Origin of the sequence: Paenibacillus sp. FSL W7-1088 (genome assembly GCF_037969855.1) — a bacterium.
Classification (GTDB): Bacteria; Bacillota; Bacilli; order Paenibacillales; family Paenibacillaceae; genus Paenibacillus.
This window is the reverse complement of the sequence record NZ_CP150216.1, coordinates 4,181,869-4,203,428: the sequence shown is the minus strand read 5'-3', so window position 1 is coordinate 4,203,428 and position 21,560 is coordinate 4,181,869. Positions and strand designations below refer to the sequence as shown.

The following is a 21,560-nucleotide window of genomic DNA, read 5'->3' as shown; positions in this document are numbered from 1 at the left end:
AACTCCACCAATCGGATTTTTTTGACTGATGAAATTTCTAATGATAATTGAAATATTTAAATTCCGATTTCGATTAATATTACTTTCTATCATGAAACACCTCACCTTGAATATTCAAGGTGAGGTGTTTTGGTAGTATAGGCGTCCATTGTCATTCCAATTGCCATACATTTTATTTTGTTTGGTGTTTGTTATAAATTTATCTAATCTTTTGTTAAATAACTCAGGTTGAGTTTTATAGCTTTGGATGGTGTCGATTCGAATTCTTTTATAAATATCTGGAAATGCAGAGAAATTCTGATGCACTTTCGTGTCCTCTTTCAACCTCTGCAAAATTATAGGGTCGATTTTAAATGATTCGTAACTGAGAGCAGGGAGAGCCTTTCGACCTTCATCTGTCATTAATCCCAGCGTTTCAAGGCGACGTGCCCGTTCTTTATTCAATTCAGTCCACGAACTTTTTTTGCTTCGAGGAGATAACCTTTGAGCTAATTGAGTCTCGGAAATTTTCTTTTTTTGCCCATCAATCCATCCAAAACACAAGGCTTCTTCAACAGCATCCAGATACAGCAACGTACCTGGTGTTGATTTCATACTCACCACGACCCAGCAAGAATTTTCAGTCAGGCAATGTTCTTGAAACCAAGATCTCAATTCGCTTTTTGACTTTGCTGGCAGCAGTTCATTAAGTAGCATTAGCAATTACGCTATCCAGGAATGTGTTAGCGTCGCTATTAAACTTCCAAACGATACCAAATTTATCCACCAACATTCCGAAGCAGGATGACCAAGGCATCTCTGATAATGGCATGATCACATAGCCGCCTTCAGACAAATTAGTAAAGTAGTTTTTCATTGCCTGTTTATCATCAATAATGATACTAATGATTACATTGTTGCCTTTAACCAGCTCACCCGTTACATTCTTCATCGAAGGAAGAAGATCCGACATCATTATTTTTCCACCAGCGAATTCTAACGATGACTCCATAATCATGTTCAACTCATTTTCTGGCAAAGGGTAGTTTGGATCTTGTGAAAAATCCTTGAATTTCACTTTTTTTACCTCACTTGCGTTTAAAGCTTCCGAATAAAACGCGATGACCTGCTCGGTGTTCCCATCAAAATTTAAATATGCAATAACGGACATGATAAAACCTCCTTCTTGTAATACATGAAGTGTAAGCTATAATAGGTGACAGCTAGGTTGTCACCTATTAGCTTTGTTCAAAAATTATATTTTAAAGAGGACTATCGTGAACAAAATTGAAAGATTAATATCCATCATAATGATCTTGCTGCAAAAGAATATAGTATCAGCCACCGAATTTGCAAAATTATTCAATGTGTCCAAAAGAACGATTCTACGTGATATGGAAACAATTGGATTATCTAACATTCCCATTTATTCTATAAATGGAGTGAACGGCGGATACGGGATTATGGATGAATACAAAATAGACAAACGACTTTTAAGCAGCAAAGATTTAGAAAATATACTAACTGCACTGGGCGGATTGGGAAAAATTCTATTTAGTGACGAAGTAGAATCAACGCTTAAAAAGATTGAATCAATGATAGGTTCAACGACTTTGGGAGGTACCATTCAACTGTCTTTTTATAATTGGGATGGTCGTCCTGAAATTGTGCAAATCTTAAAGACTTGTCAGGAAGCAATAGAGCAAGAAAGGTTACTTACATTCGATTATATAGATCAAAGTGGGGCCAAGTCGCAGAGACGGGTCGAGCCATACCAGCTTCATTTTAGTGAAATGAGTTGGTATTTGAAGGGGTTTTGTTTAGATCGAATGGAGTATCGAACGTTTAAATTGTCCAGAACGGATAATCTGAATATCGATATTAATACATTTGTTGCTAGGGATTTTATGACTGAACAGAAAACAGAGCAATATTATCAACCGAATCTAATTACAATTAAAGTATTGATCTCGCATCGAATAAAAGATCAATTTATTGAAAGATACGGTCAAAAAAGGATTGAAGCTTACAATTCTGAACTCCTTATAGCCGAAATAGATTTGCCGCAAAACCACTTTGGATTTCGGTTTTTAGCTAGTTTCGGGACGGATTTGCAAATCATAGAACCTAAAGCATATGTTGAAGAGTTCCGAGAGTTCCTAAATGCCATGATAAATAAATATGTCTAAGAACCCATATCTTGATTCTGGTGAATATTTCTACTTTGTACAGGGTTGTTTCTTTTTATGATAAGAAGGAGGTACTTCGTTATGGAAAAAACGATCTACTTAATTACAGGCGTAATGGCTTCTGGTAAGTCAACAGTGTCGGAGCTGCTGGCTTCCAAGCTGGGAAAAGCCGTGCATCTGCGTGGTGATATATTCCGTCGGATGATTGTATCCGGCCGCGAAGACATGGCCGCTGAACCGTCGGAAGAAGCAGTCCGTCAATTATATTTGCGTTATCGGTTAGCTGCAAATGCCGCAAAAACCTATTATGAGAATGATTTTTCTGTAGTTTTGCAGGATAATTACTATGGTGCGGAATTAGTCTATATGATGGAGCAGTTAAAGGATCACCCGGTTCGGTTAGTTGTGCTGTGTCCGAAGGTAGAGGTAGTAAAAGAACGTGAAAAATCAAGAGGAAAGGTCGGGTACACTGCCTTTACGGTAGAGAATTTGTATTCAGACTTTTTGAAGGAAACGCCTCAAATCGGATTTTGGCTGGACAGTTCGGAGCAGTCCCCTGAGCAAACAGTAAATGAAATTTTACAGCACTATAGATGAGAACCAATGATGAATTTGAAGGCGCAAAAAGTCACAGAATGCTCCGTATATGTAATTTTTCAAACTTTGTACAATGCAGAATAATCATTAAAATAGGCAATAATAAAGTCCCGGAAATTTCTGGCCGAAGAAGATAAATATCTATCCTTCACCCAAGATAGTCCTACTGGATAGGTAGGATTAATATCCGCGATTCTGACGTAATTCAAATCCAACGTTCTACAGACTGAAATAGGGAGTAGCGCGATACCCTGGTTGACCTTAATAATTTCCGCCAGTAAATGAGAATCCACCTCGAAAATAATTTTGGGAGTGAATCCTGCTTTTTTGCAAAGCTCGGTTGTAAAAAAGCTATATTCCTCATTATTAGCAAGGGCAATAAAAGATTCATCGGCCACTTTACTTAACGAAATTTCAGATTTTGTCGCAAACTTGTGAGTGAATGGTAAAACCAGCACGATATCTTCATTAATAAGGACACAACTTTCAATCTCATCGTCCGCCATAGGTGGACCTGCGATCCCCAAATCAATATCCCCTTTTTTTAAGCTTGCAAGGATGTCATTTCTAGCTCCGAGTCCCTGTTGAATATTGGTATCCGGCCACTGGGTAATGTACCTGCTGATCAATCCGGATAGGAATCTGGGATTTGAAATCGATATTTTGATGGTATGGTCAATTGCCATATCCTTCGTCTGTATTTCCATTCTTGCATTTTCAATTTCGGTGAAAATCCTGTTGACATGGTTCAAGAGGATTTTTCCGGATGCATTCAATTGTATATTTCTCCCTTTCCGATCAAATAGGGTTGTACCCAACTCATCCTCAAGTCTCTTTATCGTCAGGCTTAAAGAAGGCTGAGCAATATTTAATTGTTCGGCAGCCTTAGAAATATGCTCTGTATAAGCGACGGTCTGAAAGTATTTCAATTGAAGCAGCTCCACTATAGTGCACCCCATATATTTATTATAATAAATAAGTTTATATATTATCATGTATTAGATTAAATGTAAATTGAGATGTAAAATGGATTTTGTAATCATCATTTCGATATAAATCAGACAACAAAATGAAGAAATTAGAGATCGGAAGGTGTGGTTCAGATGAGAAAGGAAGAAGTGGTTAAGCAATTTACAACTCCTCTGGATGCAGGGGCATATCCTTTGGGGCCTTATCGTTTTTATAATCGCGAATACCTGAACATTTTATATAGAACTGATCTGGAACGCTTAAGAAAAATCGTTCCGGAGCCATTGGAGGTTACCTCTCCGCTTGTAAGGTTTGAGATTATGAAAATGCCGGATGTAACAGGCCTTGGTTCCTATACAGAATGTGGTCAAGTGATACCTGTGAGCTATGATGGGGAGGAAGGGGATTATCTCCACGCAATGTACGTAGACAGTTTTCCTGCAATCGCATCAGGCAGGGAAATAGGTGCCTTTCCTAAAAAAATGGGCAAACCCAGTTTGTATGTAGATTCCGACACATTGGTTGGACTTATGGATTATGGCTCTTTGAGAGTGGCTACCGCGACTATGGGATATAAGCATTTTCCGCTTGATCATTCGGAGGCGCTGCAAGAGATTGTTAAACCAAATTATATGCTGAAAAAGATGCCTGGTTATGACGGATATCCAAGAATCTGTGAATTGGTACGGAGCCAAATTACGGATATTAAAATACAGGGTGCCTGGTCAGGCCCTGCAAGACTGGAGCTATTCGCTCATGCTCTTGCGCCGATGGCAGATTTGCCAGTACTTGAGGTTGTTTCGGCTTCCCATATCATCACAGAGCTTTCGCTGCCTTCTCCAACAGTTATATATGATTATTTAGCTGATGAAAAATAAACGTCATTAAAAGCATTCAAAAAAAGCATTCAAACAGAAAAGGTAGGGGAATTCCATATGAGAATTGCAATTTTAGGAGCAGGTTCCTTAGGAACCATTGCTGGTGCATATATTGCTGCCGGCGGACAAGATGTAGAGTTGATCGATGTCTATCAAGCACATGTGGACGCATTAAACCAGACAGGGGCCCAAATTACTGGCACTACGGATTTTCAGGCAAAGGTGAAGGCCATTACTCCCGACGAGATGTCAGGAACTTATGATTTAGTCTTGCTTCTAACTAAACAGCTATATAACGAGTCCGTTCTAAAAGACCTGTTACCGTATTTAGATGACCAAAGTGTTGTGCTTTCCTTGCAAAACGGTATCCCTGAAGAAAAAGTAGCTTCCATTGTTGGCCGGGAACGGGTCATTGCCGGATCTGTTGAATTTGGTGCTACGTTTATTGAACCGGGAGTATCAAGACTTACAACAGAGTTCAATCGCTTTAAGCAGTACGCTTTTCAAATTGGCGAATTAAATGGGGAAACAACCGAAAGAATTCAACAGATCCAATCTATACTAGACCTTGTGGGTGGAACACATATTTCCGATAACCTGGTGGGCACGAAGTGGTCTAAATTGCTTATTAACAATGCATTTAGCGGCCTATCTGCAGCACTGAACGTGGAGTATGGCGTCGTGCTTGATCATGATATTAGTATTGTAAGTGCCGTTCATATTGCCGATGAAACGATCAAAGTTGGACACGCAAATGGTGTGAAATTTGCCACGATGGGTGGCTTTGATATTGAATCTTTGGAAATACAAAGTGATAAGGATATCCCGGAACGAATTAAAACTCTTCGGGTTCTCATGGCGTCCTCCAGACTGTTAAAAGCAAGCATGCTGCAGGATCTCGAAAAGCAGCGGAAGACCGAAATTGATTATATCAATGGAGTAGTTCCACGGTCAGCTTTAGGCAAACAAATCTCAACACCTTATAATGATATGGTTGTAAGATTAGTTAAACAAGCTGAAGAATCTCAAACTGTGCCCGATTTCGAGACTAATATTAAGTTCTTTGAAGAGCTTAACAATAACAGATGATGTGAGTGAGTTGTAGATCGCCAGAAAACGTATTGAGGAGATCATTCCTCAATGCGTTTTTTTATCGTTAAACGATACCTTATAGTTCAGGAGAATTGGGATAATGTTCCATAGTAGATCTCAGTAGAAACAGCAGATAATAAAAGCATGATCTAAGTTCAAAGTTATTTGGTTTTAACTATCCAATACTTAAGGGCAAAATAAGCTTAATCTCTCTTGTACACCTGCTGCAATTTCTTCTGGCATCTCCTTAACCTGGATATCTCCACCCAAGAAAAGCAACCAATTGGTTATTTCGGTTAATTCTTCTGCATGATGAACGTTGATAAACGTCTTTATAACGGCTGTAGTTTGGTAAGGGTTCGTATAAGAAAGTGAAAGCTTTAAAGGATGATACTTCTTGAACTGTGCAATCGCCTTTGGACCAAGTTCGAGGACAAGGTTGATCACTTCTTCCTGCTTACTTAATTTTTCTAAAATCTTTTTCTTGCTTACCTTTTTCTTCGTAGGAAAGGGTTCAATATGGGTGACATTGTCGACAGATAGAATCCGTCTCTTTTCTTCCTCTAAGTCGAAGCCTTCAATGATCCATAGGCTTTTTTCACGATAAAGGTGTAGAAGATAAATGGGATACGAATTTATTTCCCTTTCTTCCTGGACGGTAACCAACAAATGGCTCTCTATAAGAAGAAGCTGGATGAGTTTTTCCAACATAGGGTGGGGCAGGTCTGACAGATCAAGCAAGTCGGGATTATGGGGGTTGGTCCCTTCAAAAAGCAATATTTGATTCAAAAGAACAAGGTCATCTTGCTGATTTTCGGAGATAAGGCCCAGTAACTTTTCGGTTAAAGACTGACGGCTCTTTAGATAAGGGAGTTGTTGATTTCTAGTTGCCATAAAGGCGAGAAAAAGAGCTTTGATCTCATTATCGGTAAAGCGGACCGTGGGCAGGACAGAGTTGTTCATGACAAAATAACCCCCATCCCTCCCAACTTCAGCGACAAGTGGCATGCCCATAGCTTCAATTTCTCGGATATCTCGAATAGCGGTCGAACGAGAGATGTTAAATTCCCGCATGATCTCAGAAATGGTAAAGTGAGCACGGTTGTTAATATACCTCATGATGATATTAATCCGTTCAACTTTTTTCATCGGGTCCTCCTAAACAGTATCATAATTTGACATGATTCAAGGTTATTATAAACCCATCAAGTGAAAAGACAAATGCATTGATAAATTTAAAGAGGATGGTGTTACGAATGAGTAATTATAATTTTGAGGAAAAAGACAGTTTTATCGTTTTGGGTATTGGAACTGAGCTTAAGAGCAATTACACAGACTTTGCTGGGATTAACAAAGAAAAGGCGGATTTTTGGTCGGCTGTGAAAGAAGATGGAAGCCTGGATGCTTTAAAAGCTATAGCGACCAATGACTATATTTTTGCCGTGAACGAAGCGGTGAATAACAAGATGATGCATTATGCTGGTGTCATGACAGAAGAAACACTGCCAGAAGCAACCAGAGTGATCCAATTCCCTAAAGGTGAGTACCTGGTCGTTAAGGGGGAAGGAGCAACATCTGATGAGTTAAATAATAACCTTACTGGCGTTGCTTTTGGTCAAGTTCTACCAGCGGAAACGAATTATGCTTATGTTGGTGGACCAAATACTACGGTTGAGATGGGGCAACGAAACGGCTTGGTATTTGGTGAAATATGGATTCCTGTTGTTAAGAAATAAGGTGAAGGAGAGATCGGCATGTCGTATATCGTTGATTTTAAAAATGTGTCTACGGTCGGATTAGAGTCCTCACCAGTAGCAGCAGCGCTTGCAGGTTTGCGTGCGAATGAAGCCCGTTATTTTATGAACAAATACAAGCATGAATTTACGGTTGTTCCTGCTAGCGAAAGTCAGGACACCCTTGATTATGTAACACGAATTTTGAAGGAAGAACGTGATATTGAATTTGCGGCCAAGCCTTTGGAGACGTCGGCTTTTCAAGTGGAAAACATTCGAATTTCCTACGTCTTTTATGAAGATGGTCTTGGACTCAATGTCATGTATACGGTGGATGACCCTAAGAAGCGGGCCGTGGGTTTTAAGCTTTCCGAGGGGATGGAAGTTCCAGCGGAGTTGGAAGGCAAGTTTAAGTTTGCCAGACAGAAATCCAAGTTAGCTGGAACCATTCGGGGATCATTTTTTGTAATTAAGAAAGAGTATTGATATTGAAGTGGTCAAAAGCGCATGTGAAAGAAGCAGAGCATAGCCCCATTGAAAGTCGCTGATTAGCGGCTTTTTTTGTTTTATTTTATCGGTGCAGCTAGCTTTGGAGAATTTCTTTCTTAGTTTCATCTAAAAAAGCAGATAGTGCCGGTGTTATGAGGGTGTTTGAATGAAAATCTCCAGCAAGTGAATATCCAAGTTGACCCTCCTTTAGAACACAATCTATCTGAAATCATGATATGTAACATCTGATTTACGGATTATACAAGATGGATAAACTCGATGTAAACTATAAAGAATGGAATCCGAATTTGATGGGGAGGGAACCTTAGATGCCTATTCAATTAAACAATAAGCTCTGTGAAAGCTTAAATATTCGTTACCCAATCGTTCTGGCGGGGATGGCCGGTATTGCAAACATGGCACCCCTAGTGGCTGCGGTTTCTAATGCAGGTGGGTTAGGGACGTTAGGCGCTGCGTATATGAGTCCTGAGGAACTAAGAGGCGCTATACACGAGATCAAAAAACGGACGCAAGCACCGTTTGCCGTAAATATTTTTGCTCATGTTGGACCGGATCACTATACGAATTTTGATGCGGTAAACGAAGAGTTGAACCCAATTCGGGAGTCTGTAGGTATGAAGCAGCGTGCTCAAGATGAGCTACGTACACCCAATCATTTTGAAGAGCAGTTTGACATCCTGCTGGACGAAAAAGTTCCGATGATTAGTACAACGTTTGGACTACTTTCTGAGCACCATATGCAGAAGGCAATATCGTTAGGCATCAAAATCATGAGTATGGTCACAACGGTAGAGGAAGCTATTGAAGCGGAGAAGCGTGGATGTCATGTCATTGTTGCACAAGGTAGTGAAGCAGGAGGGCATCGAGGAACTTTTAATGTATCATCTCAGCCTACTGGAGCAAACATCGGAACCATGGCACTTGTCCCACAAATTGTAGATCACGTCCATATTCCAGTCATTGCTGCCGGCGGTATTATGGATGGCAGAGGACTGGTGGCTTCACTCGCTTTGGGAGCGCAAGGGGTGCAAATGGGGACGCGTTTCTTGACATCGGTAGAGTCTGGCGCACATGAGGTATATAAACGTGCATTACTTGATAGCACAGAGGAAAGTACTGTAATTACAAATGCCTTTTCTGGACGGCCAGCGCGTGGCATCAAGAATGACTTCATACAGCATTGGGAAGCATCCAGCATTAAGCCGCTAACCTTTCCTACCCAAAATACATTAACTCGCGAGATTAGAAATGCTTCTGCTAAGCAAAATAATCCGGAATATATGGCCCTTTGGGCAGGTCAGGGAACGAGAATGTTAACAGATAACCAATCTGCAGGCGATATCATTATTCAAATTGTAGAAGAAGCCAGAACTATCCTTCAGTTGTAATTATAGGGTTATATCCAGTGAATATCGATCACGAAGTACCAACAAATGGTGAAGCTCATGTCCAACCAAAATATAGGCGATTGATCGAGCCGAAGCAGGGTTATCACTGACGATCCCTCTGCAGAGCCAAGCTTCCGGCGTGAGATGACGGAGCATAAGAATGGTTGAGCGGCGTGTGACGGCATATTCTTCGTTCAAATCGGCTACCGTATACGTATTGAAGGGTTGGCTCTGCATAAGCACGTCCTGATCGTAGCCAGGATGATTCGCTTTGTCGCCTCTGGCGATGCGGAGCAATCGGCCGCTCATGATACGTTCGTTATCCAGTAGGTGACCGATGACCTCCTTCACGCTCCATTTGCCTTCGGAGTAGCGATAATTTGCTTGCTCCTCTGTTAATGAAGAAAGCAAAGTTTGTACGATGTGGGCCTGCTGCTCTAACCGTTCAATGATATTCCCTTCAGGAACAAGCCGGATGTACCCTTCATAAAAAGCTGCATATTCCTCTGTAGTTGGTCTTTCAACCATATAAATACCTCCTTTGAGATTCATATTTCTGGATTATATTCTAGCATATATCTTACTTCAAGCATTGAAATTGATCCTTCCGCTATATGGGCCGAAGGGCCTTTTGATGTGATTGGAGCAGTTATATGATTTGGTTGTTCCACTTTCAATCCGTACGTCGTATCCCTTTTTGTTGAGCAAATTTCTCCAAAATCGAAAAATCCTCTGTCACTTCTTTGAATGGGAGCGTGTCCAGCACCTGTTGCCGGTAACTCTTTTTTGCCGCTGCGCTGAGACGGGAGTCTAGTATGCTGAGTATGCCTAGATCCGTTTCACTACGAATCAAGCGTCCCGTTCCTTGCCGTAACCGGAGAAGCATATCCGGGACAAACACCTCCATGAACGGATTTTCCGATACAGATGCCTTATATTCATAAATTGGATCGGAAGGGACAGGGAAGGGCAGACGGAAAATAATGACCTGCGAAAGATCGGGCCCCTCGATATTCACACCTTCCCAGAATACCCCGGTACCCAGGAGCACACCTTTGCTTTTCCTGAATTCGGTGATGACACTGTCCTGGGAAGATCCTTCTTTCTGAACATGAACTGCCCATGTGTATTCATCAGGACTTGAAATCAGCTTCTTATGAATGTACTTCATGTCTTCCTTTGCTGAAAAAAGGACAATGGTTCTGCCTTGTGTTAAATTACAGAGCTGAACCAATTCGTTGTAGGCTGCTTCAAGATAGTTTTCGCGCTGTTCATGCTGGTAATAGGGAACGTTGTTCGAGATGTACATCATGGCATGATTGGTGTAGTCAAAAGGGGAGGATTTGCGATCCATAAAATCACCCTTATAACCGAGGGACTGCGTCAAATAAGAGTATTGTTCCTCCAGTGTCTCCCCGCCTTGGCACAGCGTTGCCGACGTTAAGATAACAGGCGCCTTGCCGTTAAATAAAGCGTACTTCAGAAATTGGCTTATATCTTTGGGACAGATGCTGATCGTGGCTACTCCCAAGGGACTGCTTGCCCATATGAGATAGTTATCCTCTAATTCAGCCAAGACACGGATGAGAGTTATAAGCGCGTTTATAGCTTCAAAAGCGTCATCAATCTCCCGCTCGTGACGAGAGGTCAAAATGGAAAGGCGAAGACTGAGATCTTTCAAATCGTTCGAGATTTGGTTTAACGGTATTCCTTTGATCTCCGACACTTTTATACGGTCGCTATCCTGCTTGGCATGGTGGAGCAGATCTGCATTTACCTGTTTGAAGATGCGTTCAATACATTTTTTTATAAACTTGGTTTGTGAGAAGATACTTTTATCCCCGGACTGCTTCGTGAGAAGCTGCACAGTGTTATCCAGAGTGCGGCAAACTCCCCGATAAGTAAACTCAAGCGTTCTGGCATCTCGAACTTTCGCTTCCAGATTATGCGCTTCATCAATGACGATCAGAGCCGGCTGTTCCGAGATGATGCTTTTGGTTCCTTCTTTTTTCTTCATCAAATCCCGTATGAGCAGGTCCTGGTTCACAATAATAAAATCAATCTCATGAGCCTTTGCATTTAATTTAGCTCTCATATCGTAAAACAAGCACGCATTTTTATGATGGCAACGTTCAAATTTGCAATCATTTACGGAAAAGTTGGACCAATCCGCATCACTAATTCCAGCTTTAATATCCGCTCTTTCATCAATTTCATAATCTAATATGCGCTGGGCAAGGGTAGACAGTGAGGTGTTCGGATCATCAGGCCTGATCCATTCCGCTGCCCTGCTTCGGCAGGCATACTGGCCCATTCCTTTCCCAACGACAGAGCGAACCGTTGTGAAGCCCAGCCGACTACCAATGACTCTTAAATCTTTATGTATCTGTTCCGAAAGCTGAATGGAGGATGTAGCTATAATGACCGGTTTCTGGGACATTTGATTCATGAGCAGGCTTGGGATCAGGTAGCCAAAAGACTTGCCAATTCCGACACCAGCTTCAATCATGGCGTTATACCCATGGATATAAGCATCGGCTATATCAAGAGACATCTCTTGCTGCCCGATTCGCTCTCTAAGGCCAATTCGAGGAAACCGATCATAGATTCGGAAGATGGCGTTAACCAAAGATCGTTCGATTTCCTTTTCCGATTCCCGTTTATTGATCTTATAGAGATCATTTAACCAGTTAATAACGAGCGCCCCCTTCCAAATGAAAGATCCTGTTGTAGGAATTTTTTAGTCAAACTGTAATTATCTTAGATGGTGAGATAACAGTCAAGTCTTCATCGGGGTTAATTATGTACCCAAGCGATAATAACAGCGACTCAACGCAACAAAACGTATATCCATAGCGTCTATTCATCTTACAAAGAACATCAACAGGAGTGGAATAGATGCAACTAAAAATGATGGCGATATTCGGTGCTGTTCTCGGCTCTATGCTCATATGGGCAGGAAGTGTAGATGCGGAAGAACGTTTTACCGATCTGCAGCATTCGAAGTGGGCAGAAGACGGTATCGAGTATATGGCTGAACGAGGAACAGTCGCAGGATATGGAAATGGAATATTTAAGCCCCAAGGGCTGGTAACAAGGGCGCAAGCCGTCACGTTTATGGTGCGGGAGCTGTATCCTCAACAGCTGGAGAAACCGGTGGAAGGTACAACGACTTATTCGGATGTTCCGGCAACTCACCCCTTTTATCAGGAAATCGCGTTAGCATCAAAAAATGGACTTGCCAGCGGATTTCCTGGTGGCTCCTTCCGTCCGGATGCACCGCTTAGCCGCGCCGAAACTGCAGCATTCCTTACGCGTGCGTATTCACTCTTGGAAGGCAAGCAACCTGCCAATTGGTCAGATACGAAACAACATTGGGCTGAGGCACCCATTCAGATCTTGAGCTCCAACGGCTTGGTCGGCGGATATTCGGATGGTACTTATCGTCCGAATCAAACGGTCACGCGAGCGGAATATGCTGTATTTATGTCACGTGTGATTCGATTCGAACGGGAAGCAGCCATTCGTACACAAGATTGGGACAAGCTGATATCCTATATGACCGTAAGCGAGCAAGTCGGCCAGATGCTTATGCCTGACATTAGGCAATGGAACGGTAAAGTGACCACGATCGTTCATGAGGGATTGAAAAGCACCATTCATGATCAAGATTTGGGCGGGCTTATTCTTTTTGACAAAAATATTGTGGATATCAGGCAGCTTACAACGTTCACACATGACATGCAAAGAGAAGCCGGCGACATTCCTTTATTTCTTAGCATCGACCAAGAAGGGGGCGTCGTTAAGCGGATACCGGGCGGGACGAATCTGCCGGGACAGATGGCGCTTGGCGCAACGGGAGACACGGCACTGGCCGAAGCGGCTGGTCAGCTGACAGGGGAGGAGCTGAAGGCACTGGGGATACAGATCAACTTTGCGCCAGTGCTCGACATTAACAGCAATCCAGACAATCCAATCATTGGCATACGATCGTTTGGCTCAGACGCGGATTTGGTGACGCGGCTTGGTCTCGCAACGATAAAGGGTCTACAGCAATCCGGGGTGATCGCGGCAGTCAAACATTTCCCAGGGCACGGGGATACAACCGTAGACTCCCATCTCGGTATGCCTGTGCTAACACATAACCGCGCACGACTTGATGCGGTAGAATTAAAACCATTTCGGGATGCGATTGAAAACGGGGTCGAGATGATCATGACTGCACACATTGCTTTCCCGGCCATTGATAACGAGCATGTTACTTCACTCAAAGACGGAAAGAGTGTGCCCATACCTGCCACCTTATCCAAAAAGGTGCTGACCGGACTGCTTCGGGGGGAGCTGGGATATGAAGGTCTGATCATTTCTGACGCCTTTACCATGAATGCGATCGCGGAGCATTTTGGGGAGAATAAAGCCGTGGAACGTGCTGTTTCCGCAGGTGTTGATATCATCCTTATGCCAAAAGATCCGGCTGCTGCCCATCAAACGCTGGTGAACGCAGTGAAGAGCGGGAAGATCCCGGACGAAACCATTCATGCTTCAGTAAAGCGAATTTTGGAGCTGAAAGCCAAATATGGTTTGTTTGAACGCAGCCAGACTCTAGCGCAAAAGCTAAATGCGCTTAACGGTGTCATTGGATCAAAGCAGCATCGGGCGGTGGAGCAGGAAATTGCCGAGCGAGCGGTCACCGTATTGGCCGGCCGTGAGGGTGGACTTCCGGATCAAATTCAACAAGGCGACCGGGTCGTTATTCTCGCAGCCGAACAGGAACAGGCAAAGCAGCTTGAACAGCAACTGATACAAGCTACAGGTAACCTATCCTTAAAGACAGAAATTTCTCTTATTGGACAAGGGAAGATGAATGAAGCCCTTCAGGCGATTGGACAGGCGGACTACGTCATTCTTGCTTCTTACCAGTTCCGCAACGTGGCCAGTGAGTTCGGATGGTCTGATTATCAAACCTTGATTGATACGATGAACAGGCGTAATCAGCGTTACTCCCTATTGTCGCTTGGCAACCCGTACGAGATGATTTATTTGCAGAATGTGCGATCAGGGCTTGCTGTGTATGGAAAGCAGGAGCCCAATACGTTAGCAGGGATCAAAGTGCTGGTTGGTCAACGGAAAGCTGAGGGCAAGTTACCTGTGAGAACGGAGTAAAGCACGATTAATGCTGTTGAAAAAGACTGATTCCAAATACGGAATCAGTCTTTTTGTATTTTGATCTTTGATCCCGCCGGTCACGTTATGCCTCATGTAATTCCTTGCTACCTACAAAATAAGGAGTAGAGTTATAATTAACTTAATCTGGAGGTGGTAAAGCGTGAGATTAGAAGAATTGTTCACGGTACATGTGAACATTGGGAAATCAATTGAATTACATAACAGCGTGGATGAATCGGTTGTCATGATTACATTTACAGGGAACGTGACCGGAAAGTATTTTGAGGGATTGGTGCTTGATGGAGGAGTGGATACTCAGATTATCAGGGAACAGGGGAATTACCACACGCTATCAGCAAGGTACATGCTCCAAGGAACGGACTACACAGGACAGACCTGCCAAATTTATATCGAAAACAACGGAAACATGGATAAAACGCTGAAAACTGCATTATTTCGTACTGCTCCCAAAATGGTTACAAACAGTAAGGCCTTATCTTTTCTCAACAATGATACGCTCGTTAGTGAAGGTTATTCAACGGCGACAGGTGTGGATATAAAAATATACAGGAAACTGTTATAACTCCGATCATATAAAATCCAAATGGATAGCAACCAGACCAGAATCGGAAGAAGGACGCTATGGTAAGGAAGGACGCAAGATTATTTGAAATTCTTGTAATAAACCAAATGGTCTGTCCACTCATCGTTTTCGTATATAAATCCTTTGCGAACACATTCAAATTCCATGCCTACACGTTCTGCAAGTTTTATAGAAGGGGTATTATCCAAATTAATATGGGCTTCTATACGATGGAATTTCAAATGTTCAAATGCAATATGAAGAGCTTCATTCACGGCTTCTTTGCCGTAGCCTGTTCTCCAATACTGATTATGGATGGTATATCCGAAGCTTGCCCATTGAAAATCCGCTCTTGCTAAAGTCGCAATATCAATCATACCCAGATGTGTACCATCTTCCTTTCTAAATACACCAAATACATAAACGGCATCTGTACACGCTAACTTTTGGTGTCGATCTACGAGTTGATGAAACCAATCCGGTGTACATTCGCTCATATCCATTTTCCCTTGATCGTGGCGGTGTTGGGAAGGGAGACGGTTTTCAAATGCATTTAACCAATTTTCATAATCGTCTTTCTTTAAAGGTCTTATTATTAATCGTTCTGTCTCTGAAATATAATCAAATTGTTCTGCATTCAATACCAAGTGACATCTCCTCTGAATTATCTTTTTTCATTAACATAATTAAGCAATCCAAGTTTATCATAGGATGCATCTGTTGAGAACAGGAACGAAAGGGACATCCATCTGATTAGAAATCATAATTCAAAGGGCGGCTAGACATCTTTGCAATAATTGGATTAATGGTAAAATAGTGAAAATGCTTCATTTTGGAGGAAGGATGCTCATGTATAAACTGATGATCGTAGAGGATGAACTGCTCATGCGGGTTGGAATTCGTTCCATGCTGAATTGGGAAGAGTATAATTTCTATGTTGCTGGTGAAGCGGGGAACGGGAAGGAAGCGTTGGAACTTGCGCTAGAAGTGACCCCTGATCTAATTATTACCGATATCAAGATGCCGATTATGGATGGGTTAGAGCTCATACAAGAGGCATCTTGTTTACTGAAAAGCTGCAAATATGTCATCCTGAGTAATTTTGATGAATTTCATTATGCAAAAGAGGCATTGAAGCTTGGGGCTGTAGACTACTTGATTAAAAGTGAGATTACAGAAACCTCTTTAGTTGATTTGCTTTCCACCATTGAAGAAAAACTAAAAAGGGAACGTGGCACGCAGACCAACATACCATTTATGACACATGACCATTCCAAGAGCCTGAGACATCTCAAAGATAGCTTCTTTCAAGATGTTGTAAGCGGATTCATAGATGAAAAAGATATGGCTGCCAAAGCTGAAGAAATGCATTTACGTATACGATCAGACAAGTTGGTGGTCATCCAGTTTGTTGTGAATTATTACGAGGAGGCGAAGAGGAAATATGTCGAGAAGGGAGAAAAACTACTTCGATTCTCTATTCTGAATATTATGGAAGAGATCATTCCATCCAAATGGGAGAAAGAGATTTTTGTGGAAAGCTCATCTGAATATTGGGTTATTGTCAATGTTCTTCCTGGGAGTGAGTCTGTACAAGCCGATCTAAACAAACTATGTAATAAGCTTCAGTCTTCAATCAAGGATTTTATGAATCTGTCGCTCTCAGCGGGTGTAAGTACAATCGTTTCCGGTTTCCATGGCATAAGAAAGGCGTGTCGAGAAGCGGAATTCGCTCTAAGGCAAAGTTTCTTTAAAGGCAGTAACCAGATACTGTATTACGCGGACGTGATTCAAGCTCCAGTTCGGAAAGAAGTGAATGGAATGCTCAGTCCGGAGCAAGAACGAAATTTCCTCAAATTATGGGTGAGTAAAGATAACCAAAAGGCGGAGGAATTCCTTGAAGAAATTCGCTCTAACCTGGAGGTGCAAGAAGCAGATGAGAGCAGTATTCGCAAGCAATATATCAGGGTGATGGAGACCATACACTCCCATCTCTCACGAGCTATTGAACGAGGCAGGCCTTCCTTTACCGAGAGATCGCCTTACGAAATCGTTTTAAAGGGAGAGTATTGGGAGGATATTCACCAGGATATGCTGGCTCATATTGCGTATTACTTTAAAACCGATTCCCTGATTATGCAGGAGCGTTCTTACACAGACCTCGCCATTGAGTTAATGGACAAGTATTATGCCGAGGATATTTCGTTGCAAAGTATCGCTAGCCAGATCCGTGTCAATCCTTCGTATCTCAGCCGATTGTTTAAGCAGGAAAAAGGAGAGAATTTTATCACGTACCTGACACGAGTTCGGATTGAACATGCCAAGGCTTATCTATTGAGCAGGGAAATGAGAGTATATGAAATTGCCCACAAGGTGGGCTACCATAATTACACGTACTTCAGTAAGATTTTCAAAAAATCGGTAGGATTCACTCCTGAGGAATATCGAGAACGACAGCAGGAATTCATGTAATCCGTGAATAGAGGTGCAGCATATGAGGCATTCCGGGCTCTTCCCAATCAAGTACAAAATCATGGTGATATGCATTACAGTCATCATTCTTCCCGTACTTGTGATGACGATCAATTCGTATTATTCCTCTGAGCGATTATTGGCACAGAATTATACCAATCTGCTCACCGATCTGGCCAAGCAGACGAATATTCGCATCGATGAGTTCCTAAAGGAGATTGAGAAAATCACACTGCTTGCCAGCAATGGACTGAGCGACAATTTATCTGCAACCCATGAAGGAAGCTTTCCGATCCAGGATTTCCTGCGAGAGGGTGATGAACAAAATGAGATTGCCGCATACAATATTTTGATGAATTATATCATGATGAAGGATCGCGTATTTTCCATTTACCTCTATAATTTGAATGGGGGACAAGATCTGTTCGTCAGTCCTAACCAGCCTATTGACCCGGACTTCAAAGTGGCGAACGAATTGTGGTTTAAAAAATTCATGCATGATAATGATCGAACCATCACATTGACAACCCGAATCGATGAGCAATTGGAGAATAAAATTCTGGCAGTGTCACACGCTCGTAAAATTCATGATGTGGCTAGCGGGGAACTGCTCGGCGTCATTGTCGTCAGCATTGATATAAAGTTCATCGAAATCGTTAATCGTAACTTGCAGGAAGGGCTGCGTTCCAGATTCATGATCGTTGATGAGAATGACAAAATCGTATATAACGTGAATGAACGATTAATCGGTACATTGTTCCGGGACAACGTTCGTCCTCCCGAATCATTAAATGTTGTGGTGACCAGTCCACTTAGTCAGCAGAAATGGACTACTTATTTATACATGCCTTTGGATGAGCTTACTGCCGACGGCAAAATATTAGGGCATAATCTGGTGACACTGTCCATTGTCCTGGTTCTTTTTGCTGCCATTATTTCGATTTTTCTATCTCATGTCATCACCACCCCTATCAAGAAGCTGCTCAGCAATATCTCTTTGGTCGAGAAGGGGCAGTTTGAACAAGTTGAACATATTCGTTCTCGCGATGAGATTGGGCATTTATCGGTTCGATTTAACAAGATGTCACATGAATTGAAGCGTATGGTTGAGCGGATGCAGCAGGAAGAGATAGAGAAAGCAAAGGCCGAGATGCGTGCGCTTCATGACCAGATCAAGCCTCATTTTCTGTATAATACTTTGGGTTCAGTGAAATGGATCGCCTCCATGCAGCAGGCTGACAAAATCGTGGAAATGACTGATGCATTAATCTCGATGCTTCGTTATGCCACAAGATCCGATGGAACACTTGTGACGATTCGTGAGGAAATCGATAATATTGCGAATTACGTGACGATTCAGAATGTCAGGTACTACGACTGTATTCAGATGAAATATGAGATTGAGGATAGACTGCTCGATTATCATATGCCCAAAATGATTCTGCAGCCCATTGTGGAGAATGCGATCTTTCACGGTCTGGCCGAGCTTGAAGAAGACGGAGTCATTACCATTCGGATTCAACCACGGGGCAGTGATATTGTGATCGAAGTCTGCGATAATGGCATTGGTATGGATCAACATACGATCCAGAACTTTATGGAAGATAAGCTCGAACCAGACAAAGGAACAGGAATCGGCCTGCATAATGTGCAGCGGCGTATTCAACTTCATTTTGGCAAGCCTTATGGAATGCAGGTGGCAAGTCAGATTGGAGAAGGTACGACTTTTACCATTCTGCTACCTGCTATCACCGAAACAACGTAGTCATAGAAGTAATCATGCATATGTTCACAATCCTAGAACGATTTTAAGTATGTATCAGAGGGTAAACACACCGAAAGGGGATGTCCCATAAGTCATGAATATGACAGGAACATCCCTTGTTCGTGTTATTTTGTGTTAATGAACCTGAGACACGCTATTCGCTTCCATTTGCCCAGATCTGAGATCTTAGGAATGACAGAGACGTTATTTCGTCGATTCGGTCGATTTTTCAGGTTTTGACAACGTTCTATGACGAAATAGCAATACTGAGGTTCGTTAAATCTTGCAAGCGCTGATGATCCGCCTTTTAAGGTGCGGTAGGTTCGTTAGCGATTGGAGCAAGGCGGAATTCCTTTTGAGACAGCCCCTTTCTATTATCCCTTGACGCTACCGAGTACCAAACCCTTGGTAAAGTATTTCTGTAAGAACGGATAAACGAGCAAAATCGGGATGGCACCCAAGAACATTTGAGCGGCGCGCCCAGTTCTGGCGTTCATCATGGATAACAATTGAGTATAGTCTGATCCAGATTTCAGCATGATTTGCTCAAAGCTCTGCAGCAGGGTCTGCAGGTAGCTTTGTAGTGGATAATTGGCTGGATTGTTCATATAGATAATGCCATCGAACCATGAATTCCAATGGCCGACGATACTGAACAAACCGACCGTTGCGAGAGCGGGCTTGAGGAGCGGCAATAGAATACGAAGTAATACCTGCACAGGCCCGGCACCGTCGATGATCGCTGATTCTTCAATCTCCTCTGGCAAACCTCTAATGAAATTCATAAGAATAATCATACTAAACACGGGCAGAGCTCCGGGCAGAATCAGAGACCAAATCGAATCAATTAATCCCATTTTGACGACCACCAGATAGGTAGGAATCAATCCTCCGCTAAATAACATGGTCACAATGAAAAATCCCATATAGATATTACGGCCCATCAATTTTTGTTTGGATTTGGATAATGGATAGGCGGTGAGCACGATCAGCACCAGATTTACCAACGTTCCGAGAACGGTTCGTTGGATCGCCACCCAGAGAGAGGAGAAAAATGACCCTCCAGTTAATGCAAATTCATAAGCCTTAGTCGTGAATTCGACGGGCCAGAACGTAACACTTCCCGCGGATACAGCGGCACTGCTGCTGAATGAAACAGCCAACAGGTTGATAAATGGGAGGATACAGAGTAGGGAGATTAGAAGCAATATCGTGTAGTTTAGGATATGGAACACACGCCTGCTCATACTTTTATCATAGATCATAATGAACGTTCCTCCTTAGAAGATGCGATAGCCGGCTACCCTGTAGGCCAGGAAGTACGATACGGCAACGAGAACACTGGAAATGATGGATTTAAATAATCCGACAGCGGTACCAATCGAATATTGTGCCTGCTGAATTCCCAGACGATATACATAGGTATCAATAATATCTCCCGTCTGATACACGACAGGGGAATACAGGTTATAGATTTGATCAAATCCGGCATTGAGGACGTTACCCAGTGACAACACAGTCATTAAAACAATCGTTGGCATGAGAAGGGGTAAAGTAATGTAGATGGTCTGCTTCCATCGTTTGGCTCCATCAATTACCGCGGCCTCATATAGACCAGGGTCAATACTGGTTAGGGCTGCTAGATATACAACCGTGCCGAATCCAAAGCCTTTCCAGATATCACTCACGATCATGGTCCAAGGGAATATGGACGGTGTGCCCAGAAAAGAGATCGGTGCAATCCCGAATACGCCTAGAAATGTATTGATGATGCCATCGGAGCTAAGTATATCCAGCATGATGCCAGCCATAATGACCCAAGAGAGGAAGTTCGGAATGTATACGAGTGTTTGAAATGTACGTTTGATTCCACTGTGCAGTACCTCGTTAAGCAGTAATGCAAAAATAACAGGCACGATAATGCCGCCGATAATCTTGAAGACGGACATATAGAGTGTATTCCAGATGGTTCTTACGAAGTTCGGCTGACTAAATACGTGCGAAAAATTGTCCCATCCAACCCATGGAGAGTTAAAGCCGAGACCCGGATTGTATTTTTGAAATGCAATAATAAGCCCATAAAAAGGGATATAGCTAAAGATGAAGACCAAGACCAGGCTCGGGATCAACATAAGATGGTAGGGACTCTGCTGCTTCCATTTTCTCAGCATTCATATTCCTCCGTTCTTGGTGTACCACATTTGTAACCGTTATCAAGAAAGGACGAGAACTCTCCCGT

General features: G+C 42.5%; 20 protein-coding genes. 11 read left to right on the top strand and 9 right to left on the bottom strand.

Annotation, left to right across the window (positions count from 1 at the left end):
- Positions 1–114: 114 nt before the first annotated feature.
- Together MKY42_RS18750 and MKY42_RS18745 are read right to left on the bottom strand one after the other, a co-directional pair.
- On the bottom strand, positions 115–696 hold the full coding sequence (locus MKY42_RS18750) for a YdeI/OmpD-associated family protein (protein ID WP_339843901.1): 582 nt from the start codon (positions 694–696) through the stop codon (positions 115–117).
- The gene (locus tag MKY42_RS18745) at positions 686–1,150 is read right to left on the bottom strand and encodes a VOC family protein (protein WP_090899493.1); all 465 of its coding nucleotides are present in this window, start codon (positions 1,148–1,150) and stop codon (positions 686–688) included. The genes MKY42_RS18750 and MKY42_RS18745 overlap by 11 nt, the downstream gene beginning before the upstream one ends.
- A 106-nt stretch (positions 1,151–1,256) precedes the next feature.
- Between MKY42_RS18745 and MKY42_RS18740 the strand changes: the two genes are divergently transcribed.
- On the top strand, positions 1,257–2,168 hold the full coding sequence (locus MKY42_RS18740; protein WP_339843899.1) for a YafY family protein: 912 nt from the start codon (positions 1,257–1,259) through the stop codon (positions 2,166–2,168).
- An 81-nt stretch (positions 2,169–2,249) separates the two neighbouring features.
- On the top strand, positions 2,250–2,765 hold the full coding sequence (locus tag MKY42_RS18735) for an AAA family ATPase (protein WP_090899488.1): 516 nt from the start codon (positions 2,250–2,252) through the stop codon (positions 2,763–2,765).
- A gap of 59 nt (positions 2,766–2,824) precedes the next feature.
- On the opposite strand, the gene MKY42_RS18730 is transcribed toward MKY42_RS18735, so the two are convergent.
- Positions 2,825–3,709 (bottom strand): LysR family transcriptional regulator, encoded by an 885-nt coding sequence (locus tag MKY42_RS18730; RefSeq protein ID WP_090899485.1) that lies wholly within the window; start codon positions 3,707–3,709, stop codon positions 2,825–2,827.
- Positions 3,710–3,868: 159 nt separating this feature from the next.
- On the opposite strand from MKY42_RS18730, the gene MKY42_RS18725 reads away from it, so the two are divergent.
- Together MKY42_RS18725 and MKY42_RS18720 are read left to right on the top strand one after the other, a co-directional pair.
- Positions 3,869–4,612 carry an acetoacetate decarboxylase gene (locus MKY42_RS18725; RefSeq protein ID WP_111619627.1) on the top strand — a complete coding sequence of 248 codons (744 nt, stop codon included), beginning with the start codon at positions 3,869–3,871 and terminating at the stop codon, positions 4,610–4,612.
- A gap of 57 nt (positions 4,613–4,669) precedes the next feature.
- Positions 4,670–5,701 carry a ketopantoate reductase family protein gene (locus tag MKY42_RS18720; protein ID WP_339843896.1) on the top strand — a complete coding sequence of 344 codons (1,032 nt, stop codon included), beginning with the start codon at positions 4,670–4,672 and terminating at the stop codon, positions 5,699–5,701.
- A gap of 189 nt (positions 5,702–5,890) precedes the next feature.
- Here the strand turns inward: MKY42_RS18720 and MKY42_RS18715 are convergent, their stop codons facing one another.
- Complete coding sequence (locus MKY42_RS18715) at positions 5,891–6,853, bottom strand: HTH domain-containing protein (RefSeq protein ID WP_339843894.1); 963 nt, start codon at positions 6,851–6,853, stop codon at positions 5,891–5,893.
- Positions 6,854–6,960: 107 nt separating this feature from the next.
- On the opposite strand from MKY42_RS18715, the gene MKY42_RS18710 reads away from it, so the two are divergent.
- The 3 genes from MKY42_RS18710 to MKY42_RS18700 all read left to right on the top strand — a co-directional run bounded on the left by MKY42_RS18710 (position 6,961) and on the right by MKY42_RS18700 (position 9,335).
- Positions 6,961–7,440: a GyrI-like domain-containing protein gene (locus tag MKY42_RS18710; RefSeq protein WP_339843891.1), complete on the top strand. Its 480-nt coding sequence runs from the start codon at positions 6,961–6,963 to the stop codon at positions 7,438–7,440.
- Between the two features lie 18 nt (positions 7,441–7,458).
- Entirely contained in the window at positions 7,459–7,923 is a 465-nt protein-coding gene (locus MKY42_RS18705) for a phage tail protein (protein ID WP_090899471.1), read from the top strand.
- A gap of 332 nt (positions 7,924–8,255) precedes the next feature.
- On the top strand, positions 8,256–9,335 hold the full coding sequence (locus tag MKY42_RS18700) for a nitronate monooxygenase (protein WP_339843888.1): 1,080 nt from the start codon (positions 8,256–8,258) through the stop codon (positions 9,333–9,335).
- Here the strand turns inward: MKY42_RS18700 and MKY42_RS18695 are convergent, their stop codons facing one another.
- Positions 9,336–9,863, bottom strand: a complete 528-nt coding sequence (locus tag MKY42_RS18695) for a DinB family protein (RefSeq protein WP_179264366.1) — start codon at positions 9,861–9,863, stop codon at positions 9,336–9,338.
- Between the two features lie 145 nt (positions 9,864–10,008).
- On the bottom strand, positions 10,009–11,964 hold the full coding sequence (locus MKY42_RS18690; protein WP_257031377.1) for an ATP-dependent DNA helicase: 1,956 nt from the start codon (positions 11,962–11,964) through the stop codon (positions 10,009–10,011).
- Positions 11,965–12,233: 269 nt separating this feature from the next.
- Between MKY42_RS18690 and MKY42_RS18685 the strand changes: the two genes are divergently transcribed.
- Together MKY42_RS18685 and MKY42_RS18680 are read left to right on the top strand one after the other, a co-directional pair.
- The gene (locus tag MKY42_RS18685) at positions 12,234–14,498 is read left to right on the top strand and encodes a glycoside hydrolase family 3 N-terminal domain-containing protein (protein ID WP_179264368.1); all 2,265 of its coding nucleotides are present in this window, start codon (positions 12,234–12,236) and stop codon (positions 14,496–14,498) included.
- 163 nt (positions 14,499–14,661) lie between these two features.
- Positions 14,662–15,084 (top strand): DUF3237 family protein, encoded by a 423-nt coding sequence (locus tag MKY42_RS18680; RefSeq protein WP_179264370.1) that lies wholly within the window; start codon positions 14,662–14,664, stop codon positions 15,082–15,084.
- Positions 15,085–15,164: 80 nt separating this feature from the next.
- On the opposite strand, the gene MKY42_RS18675 is transcribed toward MKY42_RS18680, so the two are convergent.
- The gene (locus tag MKY42_RS18675) at positions 15,165–15,731 is read right to left on the bottom strand and encodes a GNAT family N-acetyltransferase (RefSeq protein WP_090899453.1); all 567 of its coding nucleotides are present in this window, start codon (positions 15,729–15,731) and stop codon (positions 15,165–15,167) included.
- A 202-nt stretch (positions 15,732–15,933) separates the two neighbouring features.
- Here MKY42_RS18675 and MKY42_RS18670 point away from each other — a divergent pair, with 202 nt between their 5' ends.
- Positions 15,934–17,556: a helix-turn-helix domain-containing protein gene (locus tag MKY42_RS18670; RefSeq protein WP_179264372.1), complete on the top strand. Its 1,623-nt coding sequence runs from the start codon at positions 15,934–15,936 to the stop codon at positions 17,554–17,556.
- 22 nt (positions 17,557–17,578) lie between these two features.
- Positions 17,579–19,321 carry a sensor histidine kinase gene (locus MKY42_RS18665; protein WP_179264374.1) on the top strand — a complete coding sequence of 581 codons (1,743 nt, stop codon included), beginning with the start codon at positions 17,579–17,581 and terminating at the stop codon, positions 19,319–19,321.
- 374 nt (positions 19,322–19,695) lie between these two features.
- Here MKY42_RS18665 and MKY42_RS18660 read toward each other — a convergent pair whose 3' ends face one another.
- Both MKY42_RS18660 and MKY42_RS18655 read right to left on the bottom strand, forming a co-directional pair.
- Positions 19,696–20,586, bottom strand: a complete 891-nt coding sequence (locus MKY42_RS18660; protein ID WP_339843882.1) for a carbohydrate ABC transporter permease — start codon at positions 20,584–20,586, stop codon at positions 19,696–19,698.
- 15 nt (positions 20,587–20,601) lie between these two features.
- Positions 20,602–21,492, bottom strand: a complete 891-nt coding sequence (locus MKY42_RS18655; RefSeq protein ID WP_090899441.1) for an ABC transporter permease subunit — start codon at positions 21,490–21,492, stop codon at positions 20,602–20,604.
- Between the last annotated feature and the right edge of the window lie 68 nt (positions 21,493–21,560).